Consider the following 16,056-nt stretch of genomic DNA (forward strand, 5'->3'; position numbering starts at 1 on the left):
CGCCTCATTCAATGCGATTAAGTACAAGTCTTTGGATTGCTACGATAGCAATCGCAACTAAAACTCCAGCAGGTATGCCCACAAAAACCGCACTGGTCGTGATCTCAGTCGTAGACAATTGAGGGGGCATAGGGTGTGCCATATGTCGCAGTTGCAAGAGCGATACGGCCACGAACGTGCTACCAAATGCGCAACTGATTATCGAGCACAAGTAAATGCCGCCGAGTTTAAGCGACGTTACAGCACCCGCCCCCCACGCCCCCAGCAACAGCATGCCCATAATGGACAATTCTGCTTTCGCCGCGGCTAACATAGCGATCGTTAGAATCGCCAACCATCCGAACAGTTCCAGTATTGAGTGACGCATGATATTTTAACCGAATCCGTCAACAATGTACCTTGCTGGCGATCCAAGGATCGAGTGAACGTTAGCTTTGGTAATCTCTACTGCGGCTGTCCGGCTGGAGCGTTCGATTTCGCGACTTATCGCTCGGTTCACGGGAGTGCCCGAATGAGAATCCTCCGATGGAAAAATCCGCTGATTGTAGACTCAAATACGGCACCAGGCCTCGCGTCACGATTGGTGATGCTTCGGGTCGCCGAATAAGTCCCGTTCGCTTTTCGATTATAGCTATGGAACCAATGAATGCCACCGTAGACAGAAATATCCGTTAAGTCCTGCGACATAATGCCGAAATCGGTGCTGGTCGTCACCTTGATGTCATCCGGCGCCCCAGCTTGGCCAACACAAGCAACATAAGTTTCAAATTCTTGCTTGAAGCTCGACACAACTACCGTTCCCCATAATCCTGGGTAAGTAGGTATAACCCCTGGAACATCCTCTATTGAAAGGTGGGGGGTGCTTTGCGGATTACCTCTCACCGGGCCTGGCAATATGTCGCTGTTATATAAGTAAGTTGGATCTGTCGTGCTGGGTGTATCAACCTTCCACGAGTAATTGTGTGCGTAATTGGCTGGGTTTGAGTTGGTGTTTGCCGTCTGCTTGACAATTTGAACTATACCGATCTCGGAGCAGGATGAACAACCATTTGCACCGAAGGCGGATGTATCGACGTCCCATCCCGCATTCATGAAGGATTGAAGGGACTTTAGCCCCAGTCCTCCATCGAGGCGGGGCGGCAGCGGGATCACTGAAGCGGACGAAAGCGTCACCCGCCCCTCCTTGAAATGGACAGTAACTGTGCCACTGGGGTCAGTAGCTAGGCATGGTGTCGAATTCGCGTAAGCGTACAAGTTCGGCCAACTTCCTTGATACCCCACCGGGTCACGGGCTACCCAACGTCCCAATTGCAAATGTAAATGCCGCATGCGATTTATCTGCAAGCCGCTCTCTAGGTCGAGCTTTCTTCCAGTAAACCTATGCTCCCACTCGTAGTCCGTTCCTGAATCGGAGGTGAAGTCGGGGGCGAGCGATTCACTGTGTCCGTAGGGCCGGTACGAAAAACGCTCCTGAACGATAGCATTGGTGTCAGTGAGGGCGACCACGCTGAACAGCACATCCTGCAAAGCATATAGCCGCTCGGTGGGGCGATCCCGCAGTACGAGGTCGTCGACATAGCGTATTCCCCACACAAATTGCTGTTCCGCGTCCTCAGAGGAACCAACTCGCTCTTCAAGCACTTGCCAGGCATCTGAGAAATAGTACCGCCTCGCCTCCACGGGGGTGCCCGATGTATAGGTCACCTTAACCGAACGTCTGTTCAATCCATCGTACTGATAGCTAGCGATGGGTCGGAACGAGCTTAACGAATACTCCTCTTCAAGCTCAACCAATCGGCCCCATGCATCCCAGGTCGCTCGATAGACGTCTTCGAGATCGTCTGGCCTCGGGATTGCCACCATGTTGCCGGCGTGATCGTATTGCGGATCAGCCCAATTGGAGATTGAGGCAATTTCATTCGTCTTCGAATGCGTGCGGCTTTGAGTAAAATCCCAGCCACTAGTTCCGTCAACATCTTCCCTAAACTGACTCCAGTTTCCAGGGGAATCCAACTCCCACTCCAGTACTGCTTTCCTGGAGCCGCCAACGAGCCCTGTCCTCGTACCATTAAGTGTGCCGCGATCCATCGACTTCAATCGACCTGCCTCGTCGTATCCGTACAGTTCATCGTAGTGCTTGCCGTGGCTTTTTGCCCTGAGATCTTCCCTGTAAACACGACTTCCGAGCAAATCATAGCCGTACCTTAGGTGCACTAACTCTGCATCAGGGTCGCCAGATCCAACATCTAAGTTCTTGAACCAGCAGTGATCGACAACGCGATCGAATCTGTCCAAGCCAGAGTATGCGAAATTCCCGTCTGGATCGTACGTGAGCATGACGCCAGGTTTATGTAATTCAGTGACAACGGGCAAATGCAATCCGAGGTATTGATATTCAACGAGAACGAATCCTGAGCCGCCCGAAGCACTGTCTCGAATTCTCGCAACACGATTTAGACCGACACCATCGACGCTGTTGTAGTCGTAGGTCAACGCCCTCCCATTTGGATAAACTAACGCTTTGCGTCGCGCTGCCCGGATGAATTCGCCATTAACGGCCGTGTAATCATACTGGTAGGATACCGTCGGCACTCCAATGGCCACTGCTCCTGTAACTGCTTGCTCCTCCGATATTAGCTGCCCCAGCCCGTCGTACTGCCGGGCCACCTGGTTGACCTCATTGCCTAACGCATCATAAGAAGTAATCGCACCGACACGACCGTATTTATCAAATGCAGTAGTAATCTTGACAACGGACTGATCAATTCCAACGCCAAATGCAGTTGCCTCATCACTAACTTGGCGACCTAATTTGTCATATCCAAATGCATGACACGTTCCATTCTGATCTTTTTTAACAATCACCTGCCCCTGCCGGTTGTACTCATACTCGATGCGATCATATAAACCGTCAGCGCCATTGCCAGACAGGTCTTCGGAATCGTCGCTATCAGCATAGATCTCAGCCCGCAGAAGATCGTTTCGATAAACTTCAGGCGTGCCGTCTCCTTGGTCGGTGCCGTAGACATAGTGAGTAACTTGGTCGTCAGACGAGTTTTTTTGTAAGGCGGTTAAAGTCGCTACTCTACCGGCCGGCCCATAGGATGTATCGATGGCGACGTTCTGGTCCGAAGTGCCCGTCCTTGGGCTGCCTGTGCCGACAACATTCTGAATCACACGCGTCACGCGCCCCGCATTGTCACGCATGGTGGCATGTGTTCTCCCGGCATGATCTACTTCTAAAGTGAGATCACCGGAGTCGTCGTACTGCGAACTGCTCACCAAGATGTTTGAGGAGGTAATGGTCGGACGCGCAATAGCACTTCTATCAAAACCAACTGAATCGTCCCCTTGATTCCCATAACGGGCGTACGTCACGACTCTCCCCAAAGCGTCGTACCACGAAGCCGCATAATCGGCCCGAGCATTCTCTCCGGCCACTAGCAAACCGACCGAAAACGAAGAGGGATGGTAACGCCGGAGTGAAATAGTCGCGATCACGTTGCCGGTACTGTCGTAAATCGTCTCGCCTTGCTCCACAAGGTTGTCCTGGGCTAGGGATGCCGCCGCGGCATAATCGGACTCACCATTGAAGTCGAATCCGATGTACGTTTTGTAATCGCGCCCAAGGCTATCGTAGGTGGATTTCGTAAATGCACCACCTCCTGCTGGCTGACGCTTAATCGCATTTCCGCAGCAGTCATACCAGGTTCGCTCGATCATTTGCGAACCTAGAACGCCGTCTTCGATGCTATAACGAATCTGTTGATAAACGCGCCCACGGTTGTCGTATCTCGACTCGCTCTTGTCGAGAAGTTCATCGGTGCCCACGTTCTCCAAGAATCGCTCGACGGCAATCACTCGATTGGCGTTGTCATGGCTGAAGCTCGTGTACGTCACCCGACCCTCAGCATCCGATGGTGCAATAGCCCTTACTTGCCGGCCTCGCCAATCGTGATCAAATGTCGTGATGCGATCGTTGCCGGAATCTGCATCGACGTAATGTGTCTTCTGGGTCACGAGGCCGTTGCCTACGCCACCCGCATCAAACTCAGTCGAGGTGACTTTGGCAAGATTGGCTCCAGCCGTATTGTCAGGAGACCACGCTCCAACAGTTGGCGTGTCATCGGTGCCAACCCACGCCTCAACGCTTCGTCCAAGCAAGTCGAACACGGTACGGCTAATCGTCCCGTCAGGGGCTTGCACTCTTGCCTGACGCCCAAGATCATCGTATGCATAGAGCGTTTCATCGTAATTCGTGCCGACCGTCCCTGCCCCGCTCGCTGGAATCGCATGATAGACTTGCGATTTCTCCAGCTGCCCCTGTGCGTTGTAGAATTGCCGCGACCAACGAACCCAATCGGTCTGAACATCGAAATCGTCTGTATCCGGATCTAGAAGCGACGGTGCGCTGTCATACTTGGCGACAATTGCTTCGGTTGCCATCCCGTCAGTAGATCGACGAGTGATCGATACTGGATTCACTAGAACGACTGACGAATCACTAGCCTTTTGGTAACCTTGCGCCGACCACGTTTCGTGATCGCTCTTGTAGAACATCCATGAAGCACGACGAAGCTCAATCTCGTCTCCTTCGGCGTCGATGGCATTGTGAAGAGGCCCCAGTGTCTGAATCAAGCGTCCCTGGACGTCATATGCATAGTCGGTAACGTAGTGCTTTCCCCAACCGGCCGGAGTGCTCCAGGCTTGGCCGTCCGTGCTGGGCACGTCCGACATCAGCGAAACGTCGACGTCTTCGATCGACTGCAGTACCACGCCTCGAGCTTGATCGTACTTCTTGAAGCGAATAAAGCCGCGAGCTCCGCGCTGCCAAACCTCTAACCCGTGACGATCAAAGACTTGAACGCTGGAGTCCACCGTCGCCGCTCCCTGTTGAGTCGCGGTTACGACTGGCATCAGCGTCTTTCGCTGTCGAATCTGCGAGGTACTCAGCAGCGGATTAGAAACGTCCGCGTGCCACTCGTACTCGTAGCTAGTGGTGCTAGGATGCAAGCCGTCTTCGCTTTGGTGGACGGTCTCCTCCGCGAGAGGATAGGTGTCGCGACCGTTCAAGTCCAAGTGCTTGTAGTAGGTTATCTCGCGTAAAGTCACCTCCAGCCCGGAGTTTCCTTTACGCAGTTTCTGTTGTTTCGGGTGGCCTTTGACATCGCCCGCCGTCGACTCACTCGCTGTCGTCGCAGACCCATATTCAGTAACCTGAATCAGCCCGTCTGTCGTAGCAGAGACGCTAAGGACATTTTCGCTTACTGAATAGGAAGCCACCGCCGCCGGAGTCCATTGCTCGGTAAGACGTCCTTCGTCATTATAAACTTTGTATTCGATCCATTTCTGCTGGCCGATCGCTCGCTCCTTGAGGAGAACCTGCCCGAGAAAGTTGGCGAATACAGTGTTCGTCGACTGGTCGGGCAACGTTTCAATCGTCTTGGTGCGCCACTTATTGAAGTCTTCGACCTTAGCTTGCCGTTCGTAGCTAAAGCTGTAGGCGCGGGCGCCTCCCTTGACCTCTTCGTGGTTGACTCGCCCCTGCGAATCGTACTCGTAGTAGTAGTCCGCGTAGGCTTTCAGTTGGGAGTCGGTTGCCGCTGCCACGTTTAGCAGATTGTCTTTTGCACGCTCGTAAGCCGATGGGCTAAGAACGAGTTTCAATAGATTGTTCCCGTCCGCATGATACCGATAGTGGTAAGAGCCGGTTGTAATCCACGCCGTGCCGTCGTGTTCCTGTTGGTCTACCTGCTGCAATTGGTCAGCGTCATAGGTATAGATTGCGCGACGCAGGTTCTTTTCAGAAGCGACGCCAATCTTCTGGGTGAGCGTGACGCTAGCGATCAGATCAGCGCTGTAGGCGTAGGCCAACTTGTCGACCACGGTCTCGGCGCCGTCAACTGTCGTTCGTTGCATGTTGTCGAGACGGCCATCGACGTACGCATACTCAATTTGCAATGCGCCTCCAGGAGGCGTAACGCGATGCAGTTGACCTTGGGGGGCGGCGGTCTGCTCGAAATCGTGAAATTCCCAAAGCGTTCCACTCGAGTCGAGGAATTTGAAGACGGCTGTCCCGCGAATTAGCATCTGTCGCGCGCCGTAGCGGCCGACATATTCTGGCGGTCCACTAGTGGCGACGTTATCGAAGACAATAATGCTTCGTGGAGCAACGACCACTCGAATGACGCTGTTATCTCCGTTGTCACGAAGAAGCCGGGGCTGTTGGCGGGTCATCCACCGTCGGCCGTTGGTCAGGGGAAGATTGGATCGACGGTTGCTATAGCTCCGGCTATGCGATAACGCTCTCCCGCCTCCCGTCGCCGAGACGTCTGTGGTGCTTAACTGCAGTTCACCCGTGCCGTAGTAAACGGGCTCATCGCTCGCATCTTTCCCGCATTGTCCCTCATCGTTCGGTGGCGGATCGTCTTCTCCGCCTCCGTCGCCGCTCGAACCTTCTGACGAGCTGCTGTCGTCCGAGCCGCTGCCCGAGCCGCTGCCGGATCCACCACTTCCCGAAGCGCTACTGCTGCTGCTAGCGGAACTTGATTCGCTTGAACCGCCAGAGGAACCGCCGCTCGAGCTGCTTTCCGAGCCAGAGCTGCTCGAACTACTCGAACCGCTGTCGCTACTGGAGCTCGACCCGGCTGAGCTAGATCCGCTGCCGGATCCGCTTTCGCTTCCTGACGATGAACTGCTGCTTGAAGTGGAGCTGCTTCCTGAGTCGCTGCTCGACGAGTCACTTCCGCTACTACCGCCCGAGCTGCCATCAGATCCCGATCCAGTCATCGCAAGAATGAACTCATCCAACGGATCATCGCCGGACGGATCGGCATAATTAGTCGAAAAATTTGTCATGATAACTCCTTTGAGAATTTCTTTATTGTGCAGAGTCGTAACGCCAACACGTCGACTCCCGAAGATCTAAGTGCGAATGGCACTCATTTGGCCGCCTTTGACGATATTCCGAAGATAGAGCACCTCTAAAAGAATGATGCGCGAGGTTTCCGGCCAGCAGCGTGGTTTTTGAAGTTCCATCCGACAGCCAAGCGTTTTCTGAGCTGCGCGCCTGTTCGTCTTGGCGTGCCACGAATTGCCGTGCGTCTCCATTTAAGGATTAGCTTGCAGAAAGCGAATAAATCAGTCGTTAATTTGCCGACCGGTAATGCATTGAGTCCAACGAGCAAGAGCGGGTAAGCTCGCACTACCCTTAACCCGCTGGGCTGAGATGCCATCGGACGCTGGGCGTCAACCGCAGAACTGTGAGCGTATCGATCGACTGTACCTATTCGCCCTATTTGACGAACGACTACGACTGCTCGAAGTGCGCCCGATATCCCATGACTCGCTCGATTTCCGCTAGCGGTACTCTCATCTGGGGGTAGCGAGTGCGAGCTTTCGCCACATGATCCCAGAATGGAGGTAACGCAGATTCCAGACAGGCGCGGCCGTACTTTATCTGGCAAAACTCCTGGGGACAGTGAGGCCCCCACGCGTCGACAGGACCAAACTTTAGGCGTCTAAGCGGAATCACTTTGTCAATGGGAAATCGATCAATCCCTCCCCACATTGACCGGTGACAAAGCTGGTCTCCGTCTCGAAAGCTCTTAAGAACATCCAGCGATAGCGTTCCAGGAGGTACTCCATTAGAGGCCCCCTTTGCAGGCCGAAAGATTTTCACAAGTTGGGCGCAGTGTTGTCTTGCCGTTAACTCGGGTAAGCGCGACTGCAACCATTGGCGATCGACATCTTCTAGAAGAAGAACATCGACGTCGTCGTCCCATGGAAGCACTTCCCCGTATAACACGGCCCCTAGTAGCGATCCCGCATAGAGGATGTACTTAACCCCGGTCGCATCTAATCGCGCCAAATTGTCGTAAATCTCCTCACACTGCGCCAACGATAGACGGCGTGCAAAACGCATTCGTATCTGCTCTTCAGTCATTGTTCCATTGCCTCGCAAACGGCCTTGCGACACATTAAATCTCACTTGCCCTGATGCACGGAAATCACTGCCGATCCAATTTGCGTGTCACTGGGGTGATGAGGAAGCCACTTCGCAATTCTCTCGACTTGTGCCAACGGGTTGCTCTTCAACTCCTCAAAATCGATATGGAAAATCTTTGTCGGATTGTTGAGCACGGCGATCTCCTTCATTTGCCACAATGCCCCCAATCGCGCGGCTGCCAGAACCATCGCCTGAGCTGAATGATCGGGCGCCGCTTGCTGGTACTTCATGAACGATTTCATTGCTCCTTCAAGAGAGCGAACGACGTTAATTACATGGATGTCGGGAATCTGCCAGAACCTCTCGTCCGTCGCCCCCCAGTTGACCCAGCCCTTGCAACCTAGCGTCATAGCCGAAGTAGGTTGACGGCGACGAAACGCTACGTACTCTTGAATCGCCAATGCAGTTACTTGAGGCGATGACGTTGGAAGAGGGCGATGCCATGGGCAGTGGTGATTTACGACTCGCCTGAAGAATGCCTCGTCTTCACAGGTGCTGTACGAGCGGCCATGCGGCCCTTTCGTGGTTGGGATTTTTCCCATATCAACGCCTAGTAGGCGCACTAGGTGCGCCACGCAAGAAGTACCGCCGCTTGGAACTCCAAGCACGAAAATGAATGGCTTGACTCGTTCGTGAAGGATTTGCCTTGACTCCATAATTCCACTCTCACTTTCTCGACTGCTGGGACAGCTTTGTTACCTTCAACAGCAGGTCAAGCGTCGCCTTCATAGACCGCAATTAAACGTCGAGTGTCTGCTCGATTGGGTCGCTCGGTTACGACTAGGCTTTCAAGCGGTTGTCGCCCCGTAATCCGATTGAGCTTGCGTTCGTCGATTGGATCTTGTTTGTGATGGCGACACCTGTTGCGGTCCCACTTGTAGGGGACGGAGATGATAACTAGCCGACCGCTGCTAAACAGTTTCTCTGCGAAAGGGCGAACCAGCTCATCTTCAAGGTGCTCGAGAACTTGAAGGCACAATACGACCGAGGCTGGCCGTGCCGGGGTGAATTCCATCCAATCGGACTGCACTGATCGGACGCCCTCAATCGATGGCATCACGTCTTGATCAATCGAGAGTCGCTCTCTGAAATGGCCATAAGTTGCGACAGGAGTGCTGCCCCCACCCACGTCAATGATCAATTCCCCCGGGCCATGATCTTCTAAGAGGTGCCGAACTATCTTGTAGTAGCGAAACTGTGCGCGTCGACGCCAATACTCAGCGTTCATGCTTCATCCTCGTTGCGACCCAAAAAGTAGTTTGCGATGGATTGATGCAGATCGGGTTTGCAACTGCTCCACTGCCAAGCCCCTTGCGGGCCTAACTTGATATCCGAGAGTGGTCTGAAGTCGTCCAGAATCTTGTGTCGGGCGCCATACTGCCGATTGCTCCTCGTTCCATGGGGGAGCAGATAGGCCGTCACTTCATCTGTGCATCCAACTCGCCAGGGCCCCCATGACCTGCGTGCCCAGGCGATGACGTGTTCTCTGAAATCCACGTTCATGCCTTGCATACGGGGGCCGCTAAACCGCCACGACCATATCCGAGGATTCTCCTGCCCAAACTCGAGAAATACCTTTGCCATCATGGTGTCTCCACCGCCGACAATGCAGTGCTGATATAGCTCTACCCGGCGCCAGAATTCGCAGGTTGCCGCCCAGCCTCCGCCTGCACTCAATGACTTTGGGTCCTTCGCTGTCGCGATCGATGTGCGATAGCCAGGCCCGTGGTAGCTAACCAGCCGATCGAACGTTTGGACGCAGTCAAAATGCTCCAACTGCCTAAGGACGGACTCATGCCAGTCAAGTTGTCCAAACACGATATCAGCATCCAGCCATGCAACTGCGGTCTGGCCATCCTCAATGAGCATATCGATGCCGTGTTGCAGTAGTCGCTCTTTTTGCCACATCACGTCGCCCCCGAGTAGGGTAATGACGTCGCCATGCCCCCCTAGCTCGGACTTGTCGTCCTCGCCGAAGAGCAACTCGATCGTTAGAAGCGAAACGCCGCTACGTTCAATCCGTCGACGGAAGGCATCGTAGTTGCGACGTCTTGCGGCATATCTGCACGGATTGAAATAGCAGCACACGGCGGCAAGTTCGGACATTTGACAGCCTTAGATCAAAAATATTAGGGTCATAAAATACTTAATATTGCTGCTGCGATTTGCGTATGATTGCACTAAGATTGATCGCTGTAGGCAAAGTTTAAGGGAGCGACGCCGCCGCCGACTGCGCGTCGCAACCAGACCTATTGCGCTGAAACCGCAGGCCAATACGGTGGGCGTGCAAGCAGCCCATTGCATCCCGGCGTTCACAAGGTCACATTAGTGATCACGTATTTTCTGTAGCTACCCATCACCGGCCGCCATGTCTATCCTGCCTGCAACTGAATCGCCGACGTTCTACTTGCGTTAACGTATGCGCACGCCATCTTAAGCTGTTCTTCAGTAGGAATTACTCCTGCTATATCCGCCAACTGTGTCGCTGCGTCCATGGGATTACCACGCAGGTCGTCAAACGTAATGACATGATGCTTATGTTCGTCTAGGAAGGTATCGCGTGCGGCAAGAAGACGCTCTTGCGCCTCTTTGGCGCCAACGCGAAACGTCGGCCACTCCATTGCTTGTAGACTTCTTACGGATTCTTCTAGCGCACGTTGCACGGATACGAACTGAACGTTGTCCTTGCAAACGTCTACTAAATCGCGCCCCATTAGCGATAGCAAGGGATGCTTGACGATCGCAAACGGATGATTTCGCCGCGCCGCGTCGAGCCGATGCTGCGACAACCAATTGCGAAGCAATCGAACGCGACCTCGGCTGGGGACGTGCTCAGTAAGTGCAGGTTCCGTAAAGCAGCTACGACAAAGATCCCGCAGGTCGCGGTCTTCCATGTAGGGATTGTCCACGTTTCCCCGATAGCCACCGAGTTGACTTAGAACTCCTGCTGCGAGGCCGCACCCGCTGCGGTAGGGTCCCATTAGCACAATCAATGGAATTCTCTCGGCAAGTTCGAGAGCGTTCTTATCGAGCTGCGGCTCGTTCTGCGACGGCACGCGTATCGAGTTATCCCACTTGCGGAATGACTCTTCTCGTCCGGTGATGTCACTTGAACCAGCCGCCTGGCCGACAAGCCAGGGATTCGGGGCGTAGATATTATAATCTCCTCGAAGATGCAACGTCCCGAGACGATGGTCGACGTGATGGGAGGGGGCGAGAAGATGCTCAGCAAAATTACAGAGATGCTGGTAGGCTGCGCGGATATAGCGTCCCTGCAAGGCATGAGCGTGCGTTCGGTTGCCGTTCAGAACACGAACGACTCCATCGCTTACGTAGTGAGGGCGCATCAAGTGTTGGCCGCCCAAAAGCAAACCGTCCCAATTGGACGGAACACGCCCCAGAAATTCCATGGCGCGCTGACGAAAATCAGGGGCGAAACACAAGTCATCTTCAAGAATCAGCAGAGAGGTGACGCCGTCGAGCAACGCTTCTTCCAAAATACGCAAATGCGACATAAAGCATCCCCACGCACCATTGCCGCATTGAACCCAATCAGGAGAGCCGACGCGATCGCCGTCAATGGCACGAAATCGTTGCACATCGGCGAATGGCCATTCAATGGAAGAGAGCTGATCGATGAATTCCTTCCATCGATCAGGACGACGATCGAGGTTGATGCAAACGACTCGATCAAACGTCTCTCGCAATGATGAGTTAGCTTGTCCCATTGAAGAATCTTCTCCACGAATCGTGACTGTAGTTGCCATTGATTACTATTGAGTGTGGCGGTTCTCTGATTTTGAGCTACCGGGGTTTTCCGGCCATCGTCGTAACTAAAGTCGCGGAAACTGATGTAACGCAGCGCAATCTACTGCGACGCCCCTGTAGGGCAAATTTCTGCACTCGAACATCGTTCGTCGGCCTGCTGTCGACGTCTTAGCTGGCAAGCCTGTAGCGTTACACATCGATGAGCTAAGCCGGCTCTTATTCCAGCCGCAGCTTTTGGAAAGAATTGCGAAGATGGTCGCAACCATCGCGGCGGCGATCGCCGGATGAGAACTAGGGCGTCACGGCATTGATTTGGCCGATTGGATCGACCGCAACGAAGCGGTAGGTTCCAGGCTGCCCGCTAACGGTGCGAATCTGCATACGCACCAGCGTCTTCGCTTCCGGGTGGGCGTTTGCGCGAGGCAACTCCAGATTGGCAAACGACGCCCCTTCAGCTGCGGAGATTAGTCGGATTATCATCTCTCTCGTGTCCGCATCGTTGTCGGCGATGTCTGCGATGGGACGCCCGACCATCTCTTGGCTTGTCCTTCCTGTAAGCTCCGTCATGCCGCGATTCCACGAAAGAATACGGCCGTTGGAGTCTAGAATGACGCGCCCGAAATCGAGAGAAGCGTCAACCGCTTTTAACGCCTGCTGCTTGCGGCCGCCGGCTTCAATTCTAAATGCTCTCTGAGCCGCGTTCTCGTAGGCCAGGAAAGCCAGTATTGCGCCGACTGAGAAGTAAATCATCGCAAATAGTCCCCGAGCGCGATGTGAAATCGGCATGGGACAGTCAATCGCCTCACGAAGCGTCTTCACGGTTTCGAGTCCTCGCTACTAAGCATGCGTCTAGCGACAGCCGCGACATCGGATACTTTGATGGCGCCGACCCCTAGTAGCGCCGCGAAGCCAATAATCCGCCACGGCTTCTCCTTACCGCCGATGTATTCAAATCCGGTCATTGCGAATCCACAGCCCGCAACCCCGTAGTAAACAAGGGCTTTGCCGAGCGATCGCAACGTAATTGGTCTGTCAGAAGCGAGCAGAGCTCCAACGCCGCCAATCGCCGCTGCGGCATAGGAAGCCATAAAAATCTGCAAGGGAGTCCACGCTTCCATTCATTTCTCATTTCACGGTCGGCCGTATCTAAAGCGCCGGCTGCTGCCAGACGTATCTGTGCAACAGCCGGCGTATTTCAACATGGATCAACTAGTATCCGCGTGTGACAACTCGCTCCACGCTCACGGATCGAGATCGACGTGGCTGTCGAATTCGCTCCGTCTGAACGAGACGCTGAACAGACGCCCGTCGAGCGCGATCGACGACTACCTCCTGTTGGACAGGGACTACTAGTCGCTCCTGCACAATCTGGCGTTGAGTAAATGGCTGTACATACTGGTAGTCGACTTGCTGGCGAAGCACGAAAGGAGCGGGCGCGTAGCCAATGTCCAATGCCTGGACGGCGTAGGGCTCACAACTTGCGGCATATTGAGCCGCCAAGCCTACAGCGGCAAATGCCGCCACATTCAAAATTCGACGCATCATCTTCTCCTCATTCGAAACTAATGAAACAAACACGAACCACTACTCGGCCTTGACGCCGTGAACTTCATCTTCAATCTCTTCTCGTATCTCCGGACTCAATCGCTCGCCTTCGTTCAAAGAAGGAGGCATGAGACCAGTTCGGACAGCATGCACGATCGCATCGCGTTTCTCAGCCATTTCCGGGGTGTCGTACCTAACGCTTCCATCCAGCCAGACATCGCCCTTCGGAGAATCGCCGGAGTGGCACTGACCGCATTGTTGCGAAAGCGTCGGGTAGGGAGACGTCGGTGCCGAAGTTTCCTGCGACCGGCTTTTCTCTGGAGTGACATGGCCTGCTGGCCTGGTTGTCGTTTCCAGTGCTGACACGCGAGTTTGCGTTTCCATCACTTGATTCAGACTCTCAATGCCGGCCCGGAAACCTCGCAGCTGCTGCAACTCGATATATTCGTCGGACTGGCGGAAGCCGTAAGTCGCCGCGGCCTCGCTGCGAAGTTCTTGTCCGACGCGGTAACGAATAATTGGATGGGCAATCCCGCCGGAAATGAGAGGGGCGCGTGTAGTCTCAGGCGGACGGCACGCGGATCGTGGCTGTCCCCCGTGAGATGCTTGCGGCGGGAACTCGAAGACAACTCCCAACGACAACAAGATTGCGATGGCCGACATAAAGCGATTTGATTTTCTTAGTACGGTCACTGAGATTTCCTCCATGCATCGCATGCTGAGCGAAGCGTGTTGTATTGCTCCTCGAACGCCTCTCGAGGAATTGTGCTTTGGGGGGCATGGGGCATCGCGGCGAACCATCCGCTAATCTGGTAGTCTTTGGAATCCATCCAAGCAACGGCGCGCCTTAATTCCGAAACGGCGAAATCCAGTTCGATTGCCGCTCTCTCTAGCGTGACGTCGGCGTCGTAGCTATTGAGCGTCGATCGCAGCGCTTCAACCGCATCTTCAGATTCCACGCCGGTCGCCTGACGGACGATTGCACGATAATCATTCGATTCGCGTCTCATTTGTTTACCCAAGTCAGTAAAATGAAACGCCTCAATTGCTTCCTGGTCTTGATAACGATAGACGTCTGCTTCGGCGCCACTGGCAATGATTCGTTTCAAGACGTTTTGACTGGGACCGTTCGGCCCAGACTGATGGCAGCTGAAGCAGCTTAGTCCGGCGACGATGTGAGCGAAGCCTCTCGTCTTGGAGTAGTCTTCAACCAACGCGGTATCGGCTTTGTCGACAGTGTTACCCTTCCCGTCGAATAAGAATCCAACCATCGTCACCCCGCGAACGCCTGTTGCCATATGGAGCTTCGGCGAGGCAACTAGCAACTCTTCTCCGTCATGTGGGTACTTGCCGATAGGAAATTGCAGCGGGTCTCGGTCGCCTGCGATTTTGAAGGCGTCTTCAGTGAGGTAACTCCAGCCTCGGAGAACCGGCAGGCTTCGAACGAACCGTATCCCCGATTTACTGACTCGGGACCCTCCGGCGATCTGCCCGTACTGATATTGAGGATCGTCAATAACTCCGAGCTTGAGGAAGACTTCCTGGCGGTTCTTCGGACGCCTCCCTAGCAGCAAGCGATAATAGGCGTCACTCGCCGACGCGTCGGTGATGGTCAGCAGGAGCCAGTCTGCGCGCACCACGAGCGGATGGCGGCTTCCCGTCCGGTGGTACGGGTAGGACGCGATGATGTGACGCCAATTGTCGAGCGACCACTGCAAGTCGGCGAGATTAAGCCGCCAAAGTGTAGGGCCAACCTGGACCGGCAGGCAGCGTTCCAGCACGGTTTGACGGCTCAGGTGTGGGACAACTAGCTTGAGTGCGTACTCTTGGTGCTTCCTTTCCAGTTCATCAATCGCCGACGACGTTGTCACATAGTAAAGAAATGGCTGTGCCGTCGGTGGCGATGACAGACGGTCTTCGAGCGCGGCAGCTCCATCGTTAGCTACAGCCATCTCGGCTAAAAACACCCAAAGCATTACTGACTGCACGAATCGCATTAGAGCAACGTTTTCGTAAAGGTGGCGGTGTACACTCCGAACGGCATTTCAAGTAGCCCTGAAAACTGATCCAGTATTGCGCCGGGCGGTACGGAGGGAGCGGTAGGTGTGGGTTCCTCGACCGGCGGCCCGTAGCGATCTCGAGCCTCCGCAATATCCCACTGCTGCGGCGTCCGTATTGCCGGATCGTAGTACGGATTAAGTAGATTGCCCGGAACGGTTGTGTGGCTCAGCCCAATGCCATGTCCTGTTTCATGGCAAGCCACCGCAACTAGATCGATCTTGCCGCCAGGCGGACTGGTCGTCGTCCAGCTTTCGCCGACGTCGTACCAGCCTCGCAGCTGCCGATCGTCGCCCATCGGCAACTCGTGCTCAGCCAGCGTGCCTCCTGATCCATCGATTCGCCGTGCGAGAACTACGATGTCAGCGTCGCTAGACGTCATGGTTTGCTCGAACACGAGCCCGCATACAGATTGCCAGTTCGCGTAGGCCTGAGCATAGGCGGCAGTTAATGCATTAAGCGGGATTCCTGCGAGTCGATCGGCCAAGTACCACCGCAGCCGCCGCTTGCTCCTCCATGCTGCCTGTTGCCGCCGCGCTTCTTCAAGCAGTGATTCCTTAACGCCACAGAATCGAAACCCTTCATTGTTCGAACGAATCGTTGAAGCAGACATGCTCTCTCTCCGATCAAAAACCTGACGATGCAATGGCCTGGTCCACGAGCAGCCCGTGGCTTCA

10 protein-coding genes are annotated in these 16,056 nt (G+C 54.4%); all 10 read right to left on the bottom strand.

The genetic code is table 11. From position 1 onward, the window contains the following. Window positions 1–495: 495 nt before the first annotated feature. The 10 genes from ACQY7R_RS23285 to ACQY7R_RS23330 all read right to left on the bottom strand — a co-directional run bounded on the left by ACQY7R_RS23285 (window position 496) and on the right by ACQY7R_RS23330 (window position 15,992). Entirely contained in the window at window positions 496–6,858 is a 6,363-nt protein-coding gene (locus ACQY7R_RS23285; RefSeq protein ID WP_428307945.1) for an RHS repeat domain-containing protein, read from the bottom strand. Between the two features lie 451 nt (window positions 6,859–7,309). Then, window positions 7,310–7,945 (bottom strand): LicD family protein, encoded by a 636-nt coding sequence (locus ACQY7R_RS23290; protein ID WP_428307946.1) that lies wholly within the window; start codon window positions 7,943–7,945, stop codon window positions 7,310–7,312. Between the two features lie 41 nt (window positions 7,946–7,986). Beyond that, window positions 7,987–8,664, bottom strand: a complete 678-nt coding sequence (locus tag ACQY7R_RS23295) for a sulfotransferase (protein WP_428307947.1) — start codon at window positions 8,662–8,664, stop codon at window positions 7,987–7,989. A gap of 568 nt (window positions 8,665–9,232) precedes the next feature. Then, the gene (locus ACQY7R_RS23300; protein WP_428307948.1) at window positions 9,233–10,114 is read right to left on the bottom strand and encodes a hypothetical protein; all 882 of its coding nucleotides are present in this window, start codon (window positions 10,112–10,114) and stop codon (window positions 9,233–9,235) included. Window positions 10,115–10,380: 266 nt separating this feature from the next. Next, window positions 10,381–11,775, bottom strand: coding sequence for a glycosyltransferase family 25 protein (locus ACQY7R_RS23305; protein WP_428307949.1), 1,395 nt, complete (start codon window positions 11,773–11,775; stop codon window positions 10,381–10,383). Window positions 11,776–12,067: 292 nt separating this feature from the next. Then, window positions 12,068–12,595: a PAS domain-containing protein gene (locus tag ACQY7R_RS23310; protein ID WP_428307950.1), complete on the bottom strand. Its 528-nt coding sequence runs from the start codon at window positions 12,593–12,595 to the stop codon at window positions 12,068–12,070. Next, window positions 12,592–12,894, bottom strand: a complete 303-nt coding sequence (locus ACQY7R_RS23315) for a hypothetical protein (RefSeq protein ID WP_152097271.1) — start codon at window positions 12,892–12,894, stop codon at window positions 12,592–12,594. Before ACQY7R_RS23315 ends, ACQY7R_RS23310 begins: the two co-directional genes overlap by 4 nt. A 466-nt stretch (window positions 12,895–13,360) precedes the next feature. After that, entirely contained in the window at window positions 13,361–14,014 is a 654-nt protein-coding gene (locus tag ACQY7R_RS23320; protein WP_428307951.1) for a hypothetical protein, read from the bottom strand. Further along, window positions 14,011–15,318 (bottom strand): hypothetical protein, encoded by a 1,308-nt coding sequence (locus ACQY7R_RS23325; protein WP_428307952.1) that lies wholly within the window; start codon window positions 15,316–15,318, stop codon window positions 14,011–14,013. Before ACQY7R_RS23325 ends, ACQY7R_RS23320 begins: the two co-directional genes overlap by 4 nt. Further along, on the bottom strand, window positions 15,318–15,992 hold the full coding sequence (locus ACQY7R_RS23330; RefSeq protein WP_428307953.1) for a matrixin family metalloprotease: 675 nt from the start codon (window positions 15,990–15,992) through the stop codon (window positions 15,318–15,320). Before ACQY7R_RS23330 ends, ACQY7R_RS23325 begins: the two co-directional genes overlap by 1 nt. Window positions 15,993–16,056 lie beyond the last annotated feature (64 nt).

This window comes from Lacipirellula sp. (assembly GCF_965279485.1).
Taxonomy (GTDB): Bacteria; Planctomycetota; Planctomycetia; order Pirellulales; family Lacipirellulaceae; genus Lacipirellula.